Below are 17,632 nucleotides of genomic sequence, written 5' to 3'. Positions count from 1 at the left end.
CCAAAAGAAAAGCCCCGGCCTTTCGGCCGGGGCTAAGATCTTCTCTATGCTCTGAGCTTATTCGCGCTGTCCGAGCAGCTGCAGCAGCAGCGTGAACAGGTTGATGAAGTTCAAGTAGAGCGACAGGGCACCGGTGATCGCCGCGCGCTCGGCGATATCGCCGCCCTGCGAGGCGTAACCGTAGATGTAGTCGTTCTTCAACCGCTGGGTATCGTAGGCAGTGAGGCCCGCGAAGATCAGCACACCGACGACCGACACGATGAACTGCAGCATCGACGAAGCGACGAAGATGTTCACGACGCTCGCGATGATGATGCCGAACAGGCCCATCAGCAGGAACGAGCCCATGCCCGTCATGTCACGCTTGGTAGTGTAGCCGTAAAGGCTCAGCGCACCGAACGAGGCAGCGGTGATGAAGAACACCCGCACGATCGATGTGTGCGTGTACACCAGGAAGATCGACGACAGCGAGATGCCCATCAGAGCCGCGAAGGCCCAGAACAGCAACTGCGCAGTAGCCGGCTTCAGCCGGTTGATGCCGAACGAGATGGCGAACACCATGACCAGAGGCGCCAGGATGAACACCCACTTCAGCGGGCTCACGAACATCGCATAGCCGAACGGCGTCAGGTAGGAGCTACCGATCCGGGCAGCAGCGCCCGACGGATCGGTCGTGACAGCCGCCATGTACACGCCGAGAGCAGCGAGGCCGGTGATGGCCAGACCGATCGTCATGTAGTTGTAGATGCGCAGCATGTAGGAGCGCAGTCCGGCGTCTACGGCAGCGGCATCGCGCGCGCCGGCCCGGCCGAAGGGGGAAGCATAGTTACGGTCTAGATCCGACATGGTCGAAACCTCGATGTTGTCCGGCTGATCGCAAAGGGTTCGCGTCGCCGGTTCGAATTATATCCCAGATATCTGCGCTTCCTGACACTAAACTCGATTTCATAAAAAATCGATGTCATCTGCGCTCGATGTCTGACCCATAGGGTATGTGGTAAACTAACACATTCGCTGCAAGCTTCCACGCGTGGCGGAATGTCGCTCCGATTTACATTCAGACATCCTGGTAAACTTTCAGCCTGACGCAAGCTTGGCGATTTCTCAGTCATTTTGCACGAATCAGCCCGCGCAAAGGCTGCTTCGTGTCAAAACAGGTCACAAATTCCGTAACACGGTGGCAGGCTTCTGGTTCAAGGCTACCAACGTACCCACCAGGCCCAGGCCCACTGTGACAATTAGCGCCGCCAGCACGACGCCAGCCGCGCTGCCAGCCTGCCAGACGAAGCTCAGCGTCATCAGGCGCGTGACGATCAGCCACGCCGCCACCGAGCCGGCAATGACCCCAAACACCGCTGTGGCCAGGCCGATCATCAGATATTCGAGTGCATAGGCACCCAGAAGCCGCGCACGCGTGGCGCCGAGGGTCTTGAGGATCACGGCGTCATAGACGCGATGCCGGTGACCGGCGGCCAGCGCGCCACCGAGCACCAGGATCGCCGAGAGCAGCGTCACCGCGCTGGTACCGCGGATCGCCAGCACGAGATTTGTGACAACCGATCCCACAGTGTCGAGCGCTTCCCGGACCCGGACGGTGGTGATCATCGGAAATGCGTCGGCCACCGCCTTGACCAGACCGGCGTCCTGGGACGGATCGGACTTCGGTTCGGTCAGCGTGGCAATATGGGTATGCGGCGCACCGCGGAAGGTATTGGGCGAGAACACCAGCACGAAATTGATGCCGAGGCTCTGCCAGTCGACGGACCGCATATTGCCTATCCTGGCGGTGATATCGCGGCCGAGCACGTTGACGGTAACCTCGTCGCCGAGTTTGAGCGCGAGCCCGTCGGCCAACTTCTTCTCGAACGACACCAGTGGCGGCCCGCTATAGTCGGGTGCCCACCATTCGCCCTCGACCAGCTTGGAGCCGCGCGGAACCTCGTTGGTGTAACTGAGGCCGCGGTCGCTCTGCAGTACCCATTCGGCATCGGATGACGGCTTGAGGTCTTCTGCCTTGACGCCGCGCGCGGCGACGATCCGGCCGCGCAGCATCGGCACATCCTCGACGGTCGACTGCGGCTGCTTCTCCCTGAGAAACGCGCTGAAGCGGTCGGCATCGGTTGAGGGAATGTCGATGAAATAGAACGACGGCGCCTTCTCCGGCAGCGCCGCCATGAACTGCCGGCGCAGATTGCCGTCGATCTGGGTGACGGTCACCAGCACCGTCAGGCCAAGTCCGAGCGACATCACCACCGACGGCGTCAGCGCGCCCGGCCGGTAGATATTGGCAATAGCCAGCCGCAGCATGGTCATGCTCGGCCGCGGTAATTTGCGCGCAAAAGCCATCAATGCGCCCGCGATACCGCGCAGCAAGGCGAACACGACCATCGACGACACCACGAATACGGCAGCGACGCGTTTGTCGTAAGCGAGCCCGACCACCACCGCGATCAGTAGCCCGACCACGAGTGCCATCCAGAGCATGTAGCGCAGCTTCGGCCGGTGCAATTCCGTCAATGCCGCATCACGAAACAGCGCCGCGACCGGGACATCATGCACCCGGGCCAAGGGCCACAGCCCAAAAGCCAGCGCCGTCAGGAGCCCGTACAGCAACGACAGCGCCAGCTCGCCGAGATGAAGCGCCGGCACCACCGGCAGCGGCAGCAGCTTGCCAAACAGGCCGACAATGGCAAACGGCAGGGATGCACCGACCACCATGCCGATCAGCGAGCCGATCACCGCCAGCACCAGTACCTGGGTGAGATAGATCGCGAATACGTCGCGGCCGGTCGCGCCAAGCGCTTTCAACGACGCGATGACATCGCGGCGGCGATCGATATGGCTCTTCACGGCATTGGCGACGCCGACGCCGCCGACCAGCAGGGACGCGAGGCCGACCAACGTCAGGAACTGGGTGAATCGCGTGATGGTGCGCTCAAGCTGCGGCGACGCGTTGTCGCGCGAACGGATCTCCCAGCCGGCTTGCGGCAATTGGGCACGCGCATCGTCGGCCAGCGCCTTGGCAGCGCGATCGCCGGAAACGGTGTCCGGCAGGCGAACACGATAGATCCAGCGCACCAGACTGCCGGGCTGCAGAAGCCGAGTGGCGCGCAGAGCGTCTTCACTGGTGAGGAAGCGCGGCGCGAAACCGACACCGCCGGCGAGCTTGTCGGGCTCCGCTGAAATTTCGCTGCGAAGCTCGAACGTCGCATTACCGACCGTGAGGCGGTCACCAACCTTGAGGCCTAGCCGGGCCATCAATGTCGTATCCGTCGCGGCGCCATAGGCCCCGTCATGTTCGGCGAGCAGATCGCTCATCGGCATGTCCGGCGCCAAGGTCGCCTTGCCGAGCAAGGGATAGCTGCCATCGACGGCCTTGATCTCAACAAGCGCAAGATTGCCGTCCGGCGCGCGCGCCATGCCGCGCAGCGTTGCGGCAACCGACACTGCACCGCGTGCGCGCAAGAAGGCGAGTTCTTCCGGCTTGGCCTCACGCTGCATCAGCGAGAATGCCACATCGCCGCCGAGCAGCGTACGGCCTTCGCGCGCCACGCCCTCGCCGAGACTTGCCGCGACCGAGCCAACGCCTGCGATGGCCATGACGCCCAGCGCGATGCAGGCGATGAAAACGTAAAAGCCGCGCAGGCCGCTGCGCATCTCGCGGAAAGCGTAACGCAACGCCAGCGACGGGCCTCGGCTGTTAGGAATGGTCTCGGTGATGGTGGTCATCGGATCAGGCCGTCTCGACCCAGTTGCGCTCGGTGGCGGGCCCATCGATCCGGCCGGAACGTAATCGCACCACGCGGTCGCAGCGATGCGCCAACGTATTGTCGTGGGTCACCAGCACCAGCGTCATGCCGCGCTGGGCGTGCTGCGCGAACAGCAGATCAACTATCTGGCCGCCGGTGGATTCGTCGAGATTGCCGGTCGGCTCGTCGGCGACCAGGATCGCGGGATCTGGCGCCAATGCGCGCGCCAGCGCGACGCGCTGCTGCTCGCCACCGGAAAGCTGGGTCGGATAGTGATGCAGACGGGCGCCGAGACCGACCGCTTCCAGCTCGCGCGCCGCACGGCCGGCTGGGTCGGGATGACCTGCCAGCTCCAGCGGTACCGCGACATTCTCCAGCGCCGTCATGGTCGGGATCAGGTGAAAGGACTGGAAGACGATACCGACATGACGGCCACGAAACCGCGCCAATCCGTCCTCATCGAGATCATTGAAAGAGGTGCCATTGACCACCACCTGACCGGAGTCAGGACGCTCCAGCCCCGCCATCACCATCAGCAGCGTGGACTTGCCGGAGCCCGACGGGCCAATCAGCCCGATCGCTTCACCCGATCCGACGCGCAGGCTGATATCCTTGAGGATATGCACGCGCGCGGCGCCGGTGCCGAGCGAGAGGTTGATGTTCGAGATTGAAATGGTGTCCGGCGAAACGCCGGCCGATGATGAGGCTTCAATGAAAGTATCCATGCGAGCTTCATATGGCACTTCGTTTGCGGCGGTCGAGGGGCTGCTGCGCACGTTTATGTGGCTGGTCGTCGCCGGGCTGACGGTCGCACTTCCGATCCCCACCGCCACGGCGCAGACGGCCGCCACCGGCACGGCCAAGCCCGTCAAACTGGTCGTGCTGGGGGACTCCCTGAGTGCAGGTTATGGCCTGCCGGCGGCAGCCGCGTTTCCGGTCCGGCTACAAAAGGCCCTGAAGGACAAGGGGATAGAGGTCGAGATGATCAATGCCGGTGTATCCGGGGATACCACCTCGGGCGGCCTCGGGCGGCTCGACTGGTCGGTGCCCGAGGGGACGCAGGGCGTGATCGTCGAACTCGGCGCCAACGACGCGCTGCGCGGCACCGATCCGAAGGTCCCGCGTGCGGCACTCACCGAGATTCTGACGCGGCTGAAGGCCCGCAACATCGCCGTGCTTCTCTGCGGCATGGTGGCACCGCCGAACTACGGCGCCGACTATGCGGAAAAGTTCAATTCGATCTATCCGGATCTCGCCAAGCAATTTGGCGTGCCGCTCTATTCGTTCTTTCTCGAAGGCGTCGCCGGTGACAGTAAGCTCAACCAGGCCGACGCGATGCATCCGACAGCGGATGGGGTCGACATCGTCGTGAAAAACATCCTGCCCAGCGTCGAGGCATTTGTCGGCACGATCGCTGGGCAACGCAGTTGAGAAACAGGCAGCCTCAACCTTAATGACGGTTTTTCACGGAACCTTCATGCACCGAGCGCGGCATCTGCTTCGCAGAGTCACAGAAGTCGGGTAAAAAAAGACATCGGTGATTCGTCACCGGCTCGTTTGTTCGGGCATGATTTTCGCCGAGGGGTGCGGGCGTGCATAAGCACACCGTAGTCAGCACCTTTCGGCGAAAATCGCGCCCCGGCAAAGAGGAGCTGACTATGCCGCGTTTGTTCGCCGGACTGGAGATACCAGCCGAGATCGGCCAGACATTGGCCAATTTGCGTGGCGGCCTGCCAGGCGCACGCTGGATCGATCCCGAAAATTATCATGTCACGCTTCGCTTCATCGGCGACATCGACGGCGTTTCCGCCAACGAAATCGCCGATCTGATGTCGCGCGTGGAACGTAGGCCCTTCGAGGTCGCGGTGCGTGGCCTTTCGAGCTTCGGCGGCAAGAAACCCCGCGCTGTCGTCGCTGCGGTCGAGCCGAGCCGTCCGCTGCTTGAACTGCAATCCGAACTGGAACGGCTGGTGCGCCGCTGCGGGCTCGAGCCCGAGGGCCGCAAATTCACGCCGCATGTCACGCTGGCCCGACTGCGCGATTCCTGCGACCGCGACGTCGCCGACTATCTTTCGGTGCGCGGCTACTTCCCGACGAAGATCTTCACCGCCTCGCGCTTCGTGCTGTTCTCCTCGCGGGCATCCACGGGCGGCGGCCCTTATCTGGTCGAGGATTCCTACGCGCTCTGCGCATGAGCGCATATCCGCTTCGACCAATTCGCATCTTGCATTTTCCGGGCGCATGGGGCCGTTAGGGCCCATGTCGTCCAGCCCTCCTCAATCCTTCCGCGAACAATATCAAGCCCTCGTTGCCTCCGGCGCCATCGAGGCTGACCCGGCGCAGGCCGGCGCCGTCGAGGCCATCGCGGCGCTCGATGGTGCGCTGGCCACCTATAAGCCACCGCGCAAGCAGGGCTTCTTCGGACGCCTGTTCGGTGACAAGGATATGCAACCGCCGCGCGGTCTCTACGTCCATGGCGAGGTCGGCCGCGGCAAGACCATGCTGATGGACCTGTTCTTCGAAGCCAGCGCGGTCACGCACAAGCGTCGCGCTCATTTCCATGAGTTCATGGCCGACACCCATGAGCGCATCTATAATTTTCGCCAGAAAATCGCGAGCGGCGAGCTCCCCGACGGCGATGTCATCGCGCTGACGGCGAATTCGATCTTCGACGAAGCCTGGCTCCTCTGCTTCGACGAATTTCACGTCACCGATATCGCCGATGCGATGATCCTCGGCCGACTATTCGCATGGCTGTTCGAACTCGGCACCGTCGTCTTCGCGACGTCCAACGTCGAACCCGTCAATCTCTACAAAGGCGGCCTCAACCGCGCGCTGTTTCTGCCGTTCATCAAACAGATCGAAGATCATATGGAAGTGCGCAAGCTGGATTCGCGCACCGACTATCGATTGGAAAAACTGGCCGGCGTAAAGAGCTGGCTGGTGCCGGACGATGATGCAGCAAAGGCTGCGCTCGACAAGGCTTGGGCAAAGCTCACGGGCGGCGCACCCGCAAAGTCGCGTGATATCTCGATCAAGGGCCGCACGCTGCGTGTTCCCCTGGAAGCGCAGGGCGTGGCCCGGTTTTCATTTGGCGACCTCTGCGAGAAGCCGCTTGGCGCGTCAGACTATCTGAAACTGGCGCACGACTATCACACGCTGTTCATCGAACATATTCCGATGATGGACTACGGCGACCGCAACGCCGCCAAGCGCTTCATCGCGCTGATCGACACGCTCTATGACAATGCTGTGAAGCTGATGGCCTCAGCCGCCGGCGAGCCGCACGCGCTGTATCAGGCCAGCGAAGGTTTCGAGGCAATGGAATTCGCGCGGACCGCGTCGCGGCTGTTCGAGATGGGTTCAGAAACGTATCTGGCCCTGCCCCACGGCCGCAGCGATTCTACGGCTTCAGGCGCCACCACGGGCTTGGTCGAAACCTGACGCGCGATTGGATCGATATCAAAGCGGAATCGGTACTTTCGCGAGCGATTCCAATTTCCAGTTCGCTCATAATAATTTGCATTGCAGGCCAGCGCTCGACAATTGGGCAGGCCCCGACTTGAACGGTGTCCGCGAAAGGGATAACCAGCCTGTCAGCATTTCCTGCTCCCTCCCTACCCCTTCGGGCTTAAAGGATAGATTTCCCATGGCGCGTAACAAAATCGCATTGATTGGTTCTGGTCAGATCGGCGGAACACTTGCTCACCTCGTCGGCCTGAAAGAACTCGGCGACGTCGTGATGTTCGACATTGCGGAAGGTGTGCCGCAGGGCAAATCGCTCGATCTCGCGCAATCGTCGCCGGTTGACGGCTTCGACGCCAAGCTGACCGGCGCCAACTCCTATGAGGCGATCGAAGGTTCGGACGTCATCATCGTCACCGCCGGCGTGCCGCGCAAGCCGGGCATGAGCCGCGACGACTTGCTCTCGATCAATCTCAAGGTGATGGAGCAGGTTGGCGCAGGCATCAAGAAGTACGCCCCGAACGCCTTCGTCATCTGCATCACCAACCCGCTCGACGCGATGGTCTGGGCGCTGCAGAAGGCCTGCGGCCTGCCGGCAAACAAGGTCGTCGGCATGGCGGGCGTGCTGGACTCGGCGCGCTTTCGCTACTTCCTGGCCGATGAATTCAATGTGTCGGTCGAAGACGTCACCGCTTTCGTGCTCGGTGGCCACGGCGACACCATGGTTCCGCTGGTCAAGTATTCGACCGTTGCCGGCATCCCGCTGCCTGACCTCGTGAAGATGGGCTGGACCTCGCAGGCTCGCATCGACGAAATCGTCGACCGTACCCGTAACGGCGGCGCCGAGATCGTCAACCTGCTGAAGACCGGTTCGGCCTTCTACGCTCCGGCGGCTTCGGCCATCGCGATGGCCGAGAGCTACCTCAAGGACAAGAAGCGCGTCCTGCCCTGCGCCGTGCACCTGAACGGTGAATACGGCGTCAAGGACATGTATGTCGGCGTTCCCGTCGTGATCGGCGCCAAGGGTGTCGAGCGCATCGTCGAGATCGAACTCGCCGGCAAGGACAAGGAAGGCTTCGATAAGTCGGTGGCTTCGGTGGTCGGCCTGATGGACGCCTGCAAGAAGATCGCACCCGATCTGCTCGGCTAAGATCAAGCTCACTTCACCGGCACCCTAGGGGTGCCGGTTTTGCATTTGACGACATTGGCAAACACTGCAACGAACCCCTCAGCCAATTCGTCCGTCACGCGGAATTATCGTCGACTTTGACATGCAGCATGCTTGGTATACGGTATGCCAGTTCAAAGAAAACGACGTGAATTCCAAGTTCACCAACCGGGGTTCGGGAGCGACTTATGAATATCCATGAATATCAGGCGAAGGCCGTGCTGAAGGAGTTCGGCGTGCCCGTTTCTAAAGGCGTGCCCATCCTCAAGGCCGAGGAAGCGGAGGCTGCCGCCAAACAACTCGGCGGTCCGTTGTGGGTGGTGAAGAGCCAGATCCACGCCGGCGGCCGCGGCAAGGGCAAGTTCAAGGAAGCATCGGCCGGCGACAAGGGCGGCGTCCGCCTCGCCAAGTCGATCGACGAGACCAAGCAGTTCGTCAAGGAAATGCTCGGCGCAACCCTCGTGACCGAACAGACCGGCCCGGCCGGCAAGCAGGTCAACCGGATCTATCTGGAAGACGGCTCGGACATCGAGAAGGAATTCTACCTCTCGCTGCTCGTCGACCGTGAAACCTCACGCGTGGCTTTCGTGGTTTCCACCGAAGGCGGCATGAACATCGAGGAAGTCGCGCACAACACCCCGGACAAGATCGTGACCTTCTCGGTCGATCCGGCCACCGGCGTGATGGGCCACCACGGCCGCACCGTTGCGCAGGCGCTGGGCCTCAAGGGCGATCTCGCCAAGCAGGCCGAGAAGCTGGTGTCGCAGCTCTACACCGCGTTCATCGCCAAGGACATGGACATGCTGGAGATCAATCCGCTGATCATCTCCAAGCAGGGCGAGCTCAAGTGCCTCGATGCCAAGATGTCGTTCGACTCGAACGCGCTGTATCGTCACCCGGAAATCGTCGCGCTGCGCGACACGACCGAAGAAGACGCCAAGGAAATCGAGGCGTCGAAATATGACCTCGCTTACATCGCGCTCGACGGCACCATCGGCTGCATGGTCAACGGCGCCGGCCTCGCAATGGCTACGCTCGACATCATCAAGCTCTATGGCGAAAGCCCGGCCAACTTCCTCGACGTCGGTGGCGGCGCTTCCGAGGAGAAGGTGACCGCAGCGTTCAAGATCATCACTGCCGATCCGAACGTGAAGGGCATCCTGGTCAACATCTTCGGTGGCATTATGAAGTGCGATGTCATCGCTGCCGGCGTGGTTGCCGCAGTGAAGGCTGTCGGCCTCCAGGTGCCACTGGTTGTCCGCCTCGAAGGTACCAATGTCGAGGAAGGCAAGAAGATCATCCGTGAATCCGGTCTCAACGTTCTGCCCGCCGACGATCTCGACGACGCCGCTCAGAAGATCGTCAACGCCGTGAAGGGAAAGTAAGCCGATGTCCGTCCTGATCGACAAGAACACCAAGGTCATCTGCCAGGGCTTTACCGGCAAGAACGGCACCTTCCACTCCGAACAGGCGATTGCCTACGGCACCAAGATGGTCGGCGGCACCTCGCCGGGCAAAGGTGGCTCGACGCATATCGGCCTGCCGGTGTTCGACACCGTGGCTGAAGCCCGCGACAAGACCGGCGCCGATGCGTCGGTGATCTATGTGCCGCCGCCGGGCGCAGCAGACGCGATCTGCGAAGCCATCGACGCGGAGATTCCGCTGATCGTCTGCATCACCGAAGGCATTCCGGTGCTCGACATGGTGCGCGTGAAGCGCTCGCTGTCGGGCTCCAAGTCGCGCCTGATCGGGCCGAACTGCCCGGGCGTCGTCACCGCCGGTGAATCGAAGATCGGCATCATGCCGGCCAACATCTTCAAGCCCGGCAGCGTCGGCATCCTGTCGCGCTCCGGCACACTGACCTATGAAGCCGTGTTCCAGACCACCCAGGCCGGCCTCGGCCAGAGCTCGGCAGTCGGCATCGGCGGCGACCCGGTCAAGGGCACCGAGTTCATCGACGTGCTCGAGATGTTCCTGGCCGACCCCAAGACCACCTCGATCATCATGATCGGCGAAATCGGCGGCGCGGCAGAAGAAGACGCGGCACAATTCATCCGCGACGAAGCCAAGCGCGGCCGCAAGAAGCCGATGGTCGGCTTCATCGGCGGCGTCACCGCCCCTCCCGGCCGCCGCATGGGCCATGCCGGCGCCATCGTCTCGGGCGGCAAGGGCGATGCCCAGTCGAAGATCGCAGCCATGGAAGCCGCCGGCATCCGCGTCTCGCCGTCACCGGCCCGCCTCGGCACCACGCTGGTGGATGTGCTGAAGGGCTAAGCTGAGCTCAAAAGCGCTGAGAATAAGAAAGGCCCGCTCGTGAGAGCGGGCCTTTTGTTTTGACACTCTGACTGGATCGCCCGGTCAAAGCGCGCAATTGCGCGCCAGGCCGGGCGACGACACTGGAGTTCTACGCCGCCTGCGCCTGCTTCTCGCCAACCAGCGGCAAACCTTCCTCGATTGGATACTTCGTATCGCGGCTCCATTCGTTCCACGAACCAAAATACATCCGGACATCAGCCACGCCGGCGTTCTTTAGCGCGAGAAACGTGTTCGACGCGCGTGCGCCCTTGAAGCAGTAAAGATAGACAGTGGTCGACGGCGTGATCCCGACAGTGGCGCATTCGGCAAGGATCTCGTTCTTCGACTTGAAGCGCGGACCGTCTGATGTCGGTTTCATCATGCGGTACCACTCGATCCAGACGGCGCCGGGAATGCGGCCCATGCGCGGGCAGAAGTCCTTGCCATAGGGCGACGAACTCTCGCCGATCCACTCGTCGACATCGCGCACGTCGAGAATGGCGATCGACGGATTGCCGAGCGCGCCCTGCATGGTGCCCGCGTCGATCAGGATCGAACCGGCTTCCGGCTTGATGGCGAAGGATGCTGCTGTCGGCGTCGGAACATCCGTGGTGGTCGGCAGGCCCTTCATGGTCCAGGCTTCAAAGCCGCCATGCAGAACCTTGATCTTGGGATAGCCGAGAAACTCCAGCAGGAAGTAGCCGCGGCAGGACTGGCCGAATCCCGAATTCATCGACTGTTCGTAGATCACCGCAGTCTCGCTGCCGGACAGGCCGGCACCGCCGAAGGCGGCAGCGAACTTCTTCTTCAGCTCGTCCATGCCTTCGGGCGTCGAGGTAGCGAGGAACGTAAAGATCTCATGGAGATTGACGGCGCCGGGGATATGCCCGGCCGCATAGGCGTCGGGATTGCGCGTGTCGATGATGACACAAGATTCTGACTTCATGAACGTGACGAGGTCGTCTGCGGAAATGAGAACTTCAGCCATTGAAAGCCTCCACTGTGTTGAACCGTCGTTGTTGAGTCGTTTGTGCTGGATCGCCTGTCGTTTCGCCGTGACTTAAGTCAATTCGCTTTCCGTTCGCGTGATCGGGATCATTTGCATGATCGGGATCACGCCCCGCCCTGGTCTCCCTGATATTCGCGCGCATTGTCTGCGAGCATTTTTCTGAGCTGCTTGGTGGCGGGGGTGACGATCGCCACGAAATAGGCTTCGCGCAGCCGGCGCTGGGCGCGGTGCGATTTGAGATAGCCGCGCGCGCCACAATGCAGCATCGCTGCATGGGCTGCGGCGACGGCGGCGTCGCCGGCGCGCAGACGCAGTTCGACGACGCTGCGCCAATAGGCATTGCTCGTGTCAAAGGGTGTGGCGGCGAGCATCATCGTCTCGGCCTCCATTTTCGCGAGAAGCCCGGCGAAATCCTCGGGCTGCTGCGGCAGGAAGCAATTGACGTGGGCGAGCGACAGCTTGACGCTATGCATGATAGCAACGCAATCGCGCACCAGCCCGAGGCCCATGCCCATCTGCATTAGGATGAACCCGGCGCGAATTCTCTTCACGAAAGGCATCGCCGGCGCCGCGAGCACCTGATCGTCTGGAATGAAGACGTCGCGAAATTGCACGGCGTAGGTGCCGGTGCCATCCATCGCGAGGAACGGCTTGCACGGCGTCAGCGAGAGATTCTCGTCGGCGCAGTCGGCGAGGAACATCACCTTCTCGCCGGAGCCGTCATCGAGTTCAAAGATGGTGCCGAACATATGGTCGGGGCCAAGATTCGATACCCATGGCAGAGCACCGCGCACGATGTAACCGCCGTTGGTGCGGCGACCTTTCAGCTTGAGCTTCTCGATGCCAAAGAAGCTCTTCATCGGATTGGACAGGCCGGTGCCGCCGAGCAGCTTGCCGCTCGCGGCATCGCTCAGATACTTCGCCTTCAGTGCGGCGTTGTCGGAGTTGAGGATATACCAAACCAGCGTGTTCTGGCACCACGCCATGAAGGCCGTGGAGCCGCAGGTCTCGCCGATGGTGGTGATGCCCGCGATCGTCTCGCCGAGATCCGCGTGTGCCGACCAGGCACCAACATCGCCGAGATGACGTAGCGCCCGATCTGGATAGATTGTGCCTTCATCGATCTCCAAAACTATTGGTGAAAGATTGGTGCGCGCGACGACAGCTATTCGTTCAACGAGCGACGGTGTGTCGCCGGCCCCTTCAATATCGTCAGATTTCCGCAACACTGCCGTCGTGGTCATGTCGATCTCCGTCACGCACAAGGAAGAGAGACTGCGGCCGCATCGCTGCGGCCGCGCTAACTCACATTCAGGCAGAGACTTCGAGATTGACCGGGCGCGTAAACGTGTTGGCGACGGGCGACCACTTCTTGACGTGGGTGATCAGCGCATCGATCTCGGCCTGGGGAACGCCTTCGCATTCCATGTCGACCTTGATGCGCACATCGGTAAAACCGACCGGCTTCTCGCTGATATCGCCGGTGCCCCAGACAGCTGTGATATTGAGATCGCCTTCGAGCTGCAGTTCGAGTTTGTTGACGGTCCAGCCACGATGCACGGCATTTGCGTGCAGGCCGACGGCGATGCAGGAGCCAAGCGCCGCCAATGACGCCTCTGACGGATTCGGCGCGGTGTCGTCACCGAGCAGGGCCGGCGGCTCATCGACGATATAGGGCGGCAGATTGCGGATGTAGTTGGCGTGGCGGAACTTGCCCTCGGCCACCGTCTTGCACTTCAGCGTCTTGATGACATTGGGATTGGCTTTGCCGTTGGCGATCAGCTGTTCGAGGCCGCCTTTGTCGATCGGCGCGAGGCAGCCGGTCAGGGCGGTTTTGGCGGCAACAGCAGTCATTGGTTTTCTCCCTTGGAAAGATGCAAAGATACAGAACGTTCTGTATCTTTGCAGAAACCGTGCCAGCGTCGACCGATGCGAAAATCGTCGTGGGATCAGCGAGTTGCGCAATTGACGCGAAATAGGGCAGAGACTGGACTGCCGCTTAGCGCGGCAAACGCGTATTTACCCGCTCGAATATTGGTCAGGAACCGATGATCGCTTGCGCCGCGCGCGCGCCATGACATATGACAGGGCATGACTGATGCGATGCCGCAGGCTGTCGAAAGCAATGTTCCGCAGGTAACGCCGCGGGAGCGGCTGATGGACGCGGCAACAAGGCTGTTCTGCAAGAATGGCATCAATGCCACCGGCATCGACGCCATCGTCAGTGAGGCTGGCACGGCCAAAACCACGCTCTACAAGAACTTCAAATCGAAGGACGATCTCGTCGACGCCGTGCTCAAGGCGGAAAGCGAGGCCTGGCGCGGCTGGTTCATTGCAGCCGTGGAACGCGCCAAAACCCCGCGTGAAAAGCTAGATTCGATCTTCCCCGCGCTGAAGAGCTGGTTTGCCGAAGAGACCTATTATGGCTGTGTTTTCATCAATGCAGTCGGCGAGCACTCCAAGGACGAGACCCGGCTGCGCGACATCACGATCCGGCACAAATCGTTCGTTCTCAAGCACATCTCCGGACTGGCTGAGGCCGCCGGCGCCAAGAAGCCGGACTTTCTCGCGCACCAGATCGGCCTCTTGATGGACGGCGCCATTGTCGCCGCCATGGTGACCCGCGATCCGACTGTCGCGGACGCCGCCGGTATGGCCGCCAATGCCCTGCTCGACGAGGCCTGCGGACCGCCCAAAATCCGCCGCACCCGGCGCGCCGGACTGCAGGGCGGCGCTGCCGCTTTGGCTAAGGAAGACCTCAGTGTCGTCGACTGAAATCAGCGGACAAAATCTCGCGCACAAAGAATTGACGAAATATTCAGTTCTTCGTGCTTTTCAGGGCGCACATTCGGATTAAATAGGGTAGAAGCTCGCTCGACTTTAGGATGGTCCGGCAACCGGATCAGCCCACGTTAAAATTTCCGCGCGATACCAAATCAGGACGCCATCATGTCTCGCCAGGACGCGAACGCCGCCTTTGCACTCTCCTCATTTCTGCAAGGCGCAAACGCCACTTACATCGACGAACTCTATGCCCGTTACGAAAAGGACCCCTCCTCGGTCGATACCGAGTGGCAGGAGTTCTTCAAGAGCCTGAAGGACTCGCCCGCCGACGTTCAGAAGAACGCCGAAGGCCCGTCCTGGGAGAAGGCCAACTGGCCGCTGACGCCCAAGGACGACCTGACCTCCGCCATGGACGGCAACTGGGCCCAGGTAGAGAAGGTGATGGGTGCCAAGCTCGCCGCCAAGACCGCGCAGCCCGGTGCTGCCGCCCCGACCGGCGACATCAATCAGGCGACCCGCGATTCGGTGCGCGCCTTGATGCTGATCCGCGCCTTCCGCATGCGCGGCCATTTCCACGCCAATCTCGATCCGCTGGGCATCGAAGGCCAGAAGGATCACGAGGAACTCGATCCGCGCTCCTACGGCTTCACCGATGCCGACTACGACCGCAAGATCTTCCTCGATAACGTCATCGGCCTCGAATACGGCACGCTTCGTGAGATCGTTGCGATCCTGCAGCGCACCTACTGCCAGACCCTCGGCGTCGAGTTCATGCACATTTCCAACCGCGCGCAGAAGGCGTGGATCCAGGAACGTATCGAAGGCCCGGACAAGGAAATCAGCTTCACGCCGGAAGGCCGCCGCGCCATCCTCCAGAAGCTGGTCGAAGCCGACGGCTTCGAGAAGTTTTGCGACGTCAAGTTCACCGGTACCAAGCGCTTCGGCCTCGACGGCGGCGAATCACTGATCCCGGCGCTGGAACAGATCATCAAGCGCGGCGGCAGCCTGGGTGTCCGTGACATCGTCGTCGGCATGCCACATCGCGGTCGCCTCAATGTGTTGACCCAGGTGATGGGCAAGCCGCACCGCGCGCTGTTCCATGAATTCAAGGGCGGTTCGGCCAATCCGGACGAGGTCGAAGGCTCGGGTGACGTCAAGTATCACCTCGGCGCCTCGTCGGATCGCGAGTTCGACAACAACAATATCCACCTGTCGCTGACGGCAAACCCGTCGCATCTTGAAATCGTCGATCCCGTGGTGCTCGGAAAGGTCCGCGCCAAGCAGGACCAGAATGGTGATCCGCCAGACCAGCGCATTTCCGTGCTGCCTCTGCTGATGCATGGCGACGCGGCCTTCGCAGGTCAGGGCGTGGTCGCGGAATGCTTCGCGCTGTCGGACCTGAAGGGCTATCGCACCGGCGGTTCGATCCACTTCATCGTCAACAACCAGATCGGCTTCACCACCTATCCGCGCTACTCCCGTTCGTCGCCCTATCCGTCCGACGTTGCGAAGATGATCGATGCTCCGATCTTCCACGTGAACGGCGACGATCCGGAAGCGGTGGTGTTCGCCGCCAAGATCGCGATCGAGTTCCGGCAGAAGTTCCACAAGCCTGTCGTCATCGACATGTTCTGCTATCGCCGCCACGGCCATAACGAAGGCGACGAGCCGGCGTTCACCCAGCCGGTGATGTACAAGAAGATCGGCGCGCATCAGTCGACGCTGGATATCTATGCCAAGCGCATCATCGCCGATGGCGTGATGACCGAAGGCGAAGTCGACAAGGCGAAGGCCGACTGGCGCGCCCGTCTTGATGCCGAGCTCGAAGCCGGCGCCGGCTACAAGCCGAACAAGGCTGACTGGCTCGACGGCAAGTGGGCCGGCTTCAAATATGCCGACCAGGAGGAAGATCCCCGTCGCGGCGTGACCGGCGTCGACGTCAAGACGCTGAAGGAGATCGGCGCCAAGATCACCAAGGTGCCCGATGGCTTCCGCGTTCACCGCACGGTGCAGCGTTTCCTCGACACCCGCGCCAAGGCGATCGACAGTGGCGAAGGCATCGACTGGGCGACCGGCGAGGCGCTGGCATTCTGTACCCTGATGGAAGAAGGCCACCATGTCCGGCTGTCCGGCCAGGACTCGGAGCGCGGCACCTTCTCGCAGCGCCATTCGGTGCTGTTCGACCAGGAAGACGAAAGCCGCTACACGCCGTTCAACCACCTCAAGCCCGACCAAGGTCACTACGAGGTCATCAACTCGCTGCTGTCCGAAGAAGCCGTGCTCGGATTCGAATACGGCTACTCGCTGGCCGAGCCGAAGGCGCTGACCATCTGGGAAGCGCAGTTCGGCGACTTCGCCAACGGCGCACAGGTGCTGTTCGACCAGTTCATCTCCTCGGGTGAACGCAAGTGGCTGCGTATGTCGGGCCTCGTCTGCTTGCTGCCGCATGGCTATGAAGGCCAGGGCCCGGAGCATTCCTCCGCACGCCTTGAGCGTTTCCTGCAGATGTGCGCGGAAGACAACATGCAGGTGGTCTATCCGACTACTCCGGCCAACTACTTCCACATGCTGCGTCGTCAGTTGAAGCGTGAGATTCGCAAGCCGCTGATCGTCATGACGCCGAAGTCGCTGCTGCGCCACAAGCGTGCGGTATCGAAGCTGAGCGAACTCGGTGCCGACACCTCGTTCCATCGCGTGTTGTTCGACGATGCGGAGAAGCTGCCGGACGAGAAGATCAAGCTCACCGCCGACAACAAGATCCGTCGCGTCGTGCTGTGCTCCGGCAAGGTCTATTACGACCTCTACGAGGAGCGCGAGAAGCGCGGCATCGACGACGTCTACCTGATGCGCATCGAGCAGCTCTATCCGGTGCCGCTGAAGACGCTGGTGCAGGAGTTGACCCGCTTCAAGGGTGCGGAATTCGTCTGGTGTCAGGAAGAGCCGCGCAACATGGGCGGCTGGCACTTCATCGAACCGTATCTTGAATGGGTGCTCAACCAGATCAACGCCACCCACAAGCGTCCGCGTTATGCCGGCCGCGCTGCTTCGGCAGCGACCGCCACCGGCCTGATGTCCAAGCATCTCGCCCAGCTCAAGGCCTTCCTCGACGAAGCGCTCGGCTAAGCCTCCATTCTATTGGCGAATGCCCCGCACCCGCGGGGC

14 protein-coding genes are annotated in these 17,632 nt (G+C 61.7%); 8 read left to right on the top strand and 6 right to left on the bottom strand.

Annotated elements, in window-relative coordinates:
- Positions 1-57 precede the first annotated feature (57 nt).
- The 3 genes from CHC01_RS05985 to CHC01_RS05975 form a co-directional block, all read right to left on the bottom strand.
- Positions 58-846: a Bax inhibitor-1/YccA family protein gene (locus CHC01_RS05985; RefSeq protein ID WP_089263288.1), complete on the bottom strand. Its 789-nt coding sequence runs from the start codon at positions 844-846 to the stop codon at positions 58-60.
- Positions 847-1,158: 312 nt separating this feature from the next.
- The gene (locus CHC01_RS05980) at positions 1,159-3,729 is read right to left on the bottom strand and encodes an ABC transporter permease (RefSeq protein ID WP_089263286.1); all 2,571 of its coding nucleotides are present in this window, start codon (positions 3,727-3,729) and stop codon (positions 1,159-1,161) included.
- A gap of 4 nt (positions 3,730-3,733) precedes the next feature.
- Positions 3,734-4,474 (bottom strand): ABC transporter ATP-binding protein, encoded by a 741-nt coding sequence (locus CHC01_RS05975; RefSeq protein ID WP_089263284.1) that lies wholly within the window; start codon positions 4,472-4,474, stop codon positions 3,734-3,736.
- Between CHC01_RS05975 and CHC01_RS05970 the strand changes: the two genes are divergently transcribed.
- From CHC01_RS05970 to sucD, 6 genes are all read left to right on the top strand, one after another.
- Positions 4,473-5,180 (top strand): arylesterase, encoded by a 708-nt coding sequence (locus CHC01_RS05970; RefSeq protein WP_089263282.1) that lies wholly within the window; start codon positions 4,473-4,475, stop codon positions 5,178-5,180. The genes CHC01_RS05975 and CHC01_RS05970 overlap by 2 nt on opposite strands.
- Positions 5,181-5,407: 227 nt before the next feature.
- On the top strand, positions 5,408-5,944 hold the full coding sequence (gene thpR / locus CHC01_RS05965; protein WP_089263280.1) for an RNA 2',3'-cyclic phosphodiesterase: 537 nt from the start codon (positions 5,408-5,410) through the stop codon (positions 5,942-5,944).
- Positions 5,945-6,008: 64 nt separating this feature from the next.
- Positions 6,009-7,193, top strand: a complete 1,185-nt coding sequence (gene zapE, locus CHC01_RS05960) for a cell division protein ZapE (protein ID WP_089263278.1) — start codon at positions 6,009-6,011, stop codon at positions 7,191-7,193.
- A gap of 205 nt (positions 7,194-7,398) precedes the next feature.
- The gene (gene mdh / locus CHC01_RS05955; RefSeq protein ID WP_089263276.1) at positions 7,399-8,364 is read left to right on the top strand and encodes a malate dehydrogenase; all 966 of its coding nucleotides are present in this window, start codon (positions 7,399-7,401) and stop codon (positions 8,362-8,364) included.
- 206 nt (positions 8,365-8,570) lie between these two features.
- The gene (gene sucC / locus CHC01_RS05950; protein ID WP_089263274.1) at positions 8,571-9,767 is read left to right on the top strand and encodes an ADP-forming succinate--CoA ligase subunit beta; all 1,197 of its coding nucleotides are present in this window, start codon (positions 8,571-8,573) and stop codon (positions 9,765-9,767) included.
- Between the two features lie 4 nt (positions 9,768-9,771).
- Positions 9,772-10,656, top strand: a complete 885-nt coding sequence (gene sucD / locus CHC01_RS05945) for a succinate--CoA ligase subunit alpha (RefSeq protein WP_089263272.1) — start codon at positions 9,772-9,774, stop codon at positions 10,654-10,656.
- Between the two features lie 130 nt (positions 10,657-10,786).
- On the opposite strand, the gene CHC01_RS05940 is transcribed toward sucD, so the two are convergent.
- From CHC01_RS05940 to CHC01_RS05930, 3 genes are all read right to left on the bottom strand, one after another.
- Positions 10,787-11,665: a sulfurtransferase gene (locus CHC01_RS05940; RefSeq protein WP_089263270.1), complete on the bottom strand. Its 879-nt coding sequence runs from the start codon at positions 11,663-11,665 to the stop codon at positions 10,787-10,789.
- 125 nt (positions 11,666-11,790) lie between these two features.
- The gene (locus tag CHC01_RS05935; RefSeq protein ID WP_089263268.1) at positions 11,791-12,930 is read right to left on the bottom strand and encodes an acyl-CoA dehydrogenase family protein; all 1,140 of its coding nucleotides are present in this window, start codon (positions 12,928-12,930) and stop codon (positions 11,791-11,793) included.
- A 67-nt stretch (positions 12,931-12,997) separates the two neighbouring features.
- On the bottom strand, positions 12,998-13,540 hold the full coding sequence (locus CHC01_RS05930) for an OsmC family protein (RefSeq protein WP_089263266.1): 543 nt from the start codon (positions 13,538-13,540) through the stop codon (positions 12,998-13,000).
- Between the two features lie 237 nt (positions 13,541-13,777).
- On the opposite strand from CHC01_RS05930, the gene CHC01_RS05925 reads away from it, so the two are divergent.
- Both CHC01_RS05925 and CHC01_RS05920 read left to right on the top strand, forming a co-directional pair.
- Positions 13,778-14,461, top strand: coding sequence for a TetR/AcrR family transcriptional regulator (locus tag CHC01_RS05925; RefSeq protein WP_089263264.1), 684 nt, complete (start codon positions 13,778-13,780; stop codon positions 14,459-14,461).
- Between the two features lie 174 nt (positions 14,462-14,635).
- On the top strand, positions 14,636-17,593 hold the full coding sequence (locus tag CHC01_RS05920) for a 2-oxoglutarate dehydrogenase E1 component (protein ID WP_089263262.1): 2,958 nt from the start codon (positions 14,636-14,638) through the stop codon (positions 17,591-17,593).
- Positions 17,594-17,632 lie beyond the last annotated feature (39 nt).

The organism is Tardiphaga sp. OK246 (genome assembly GCF_900188215.1).
Classification (GTDB): domain Bacteria; phylum Pseudomonadota; class Alphaproteobacteria; order Rhizobiales; family Xanthobacteraceae; genus Tardiphaga; species Tardiphaga robiniae.
The sequence above is the reverse complement of the archived record's forward strand: the minus strand, read 5'-3'. Positions and strand labels throughout refer to the sequence as shown.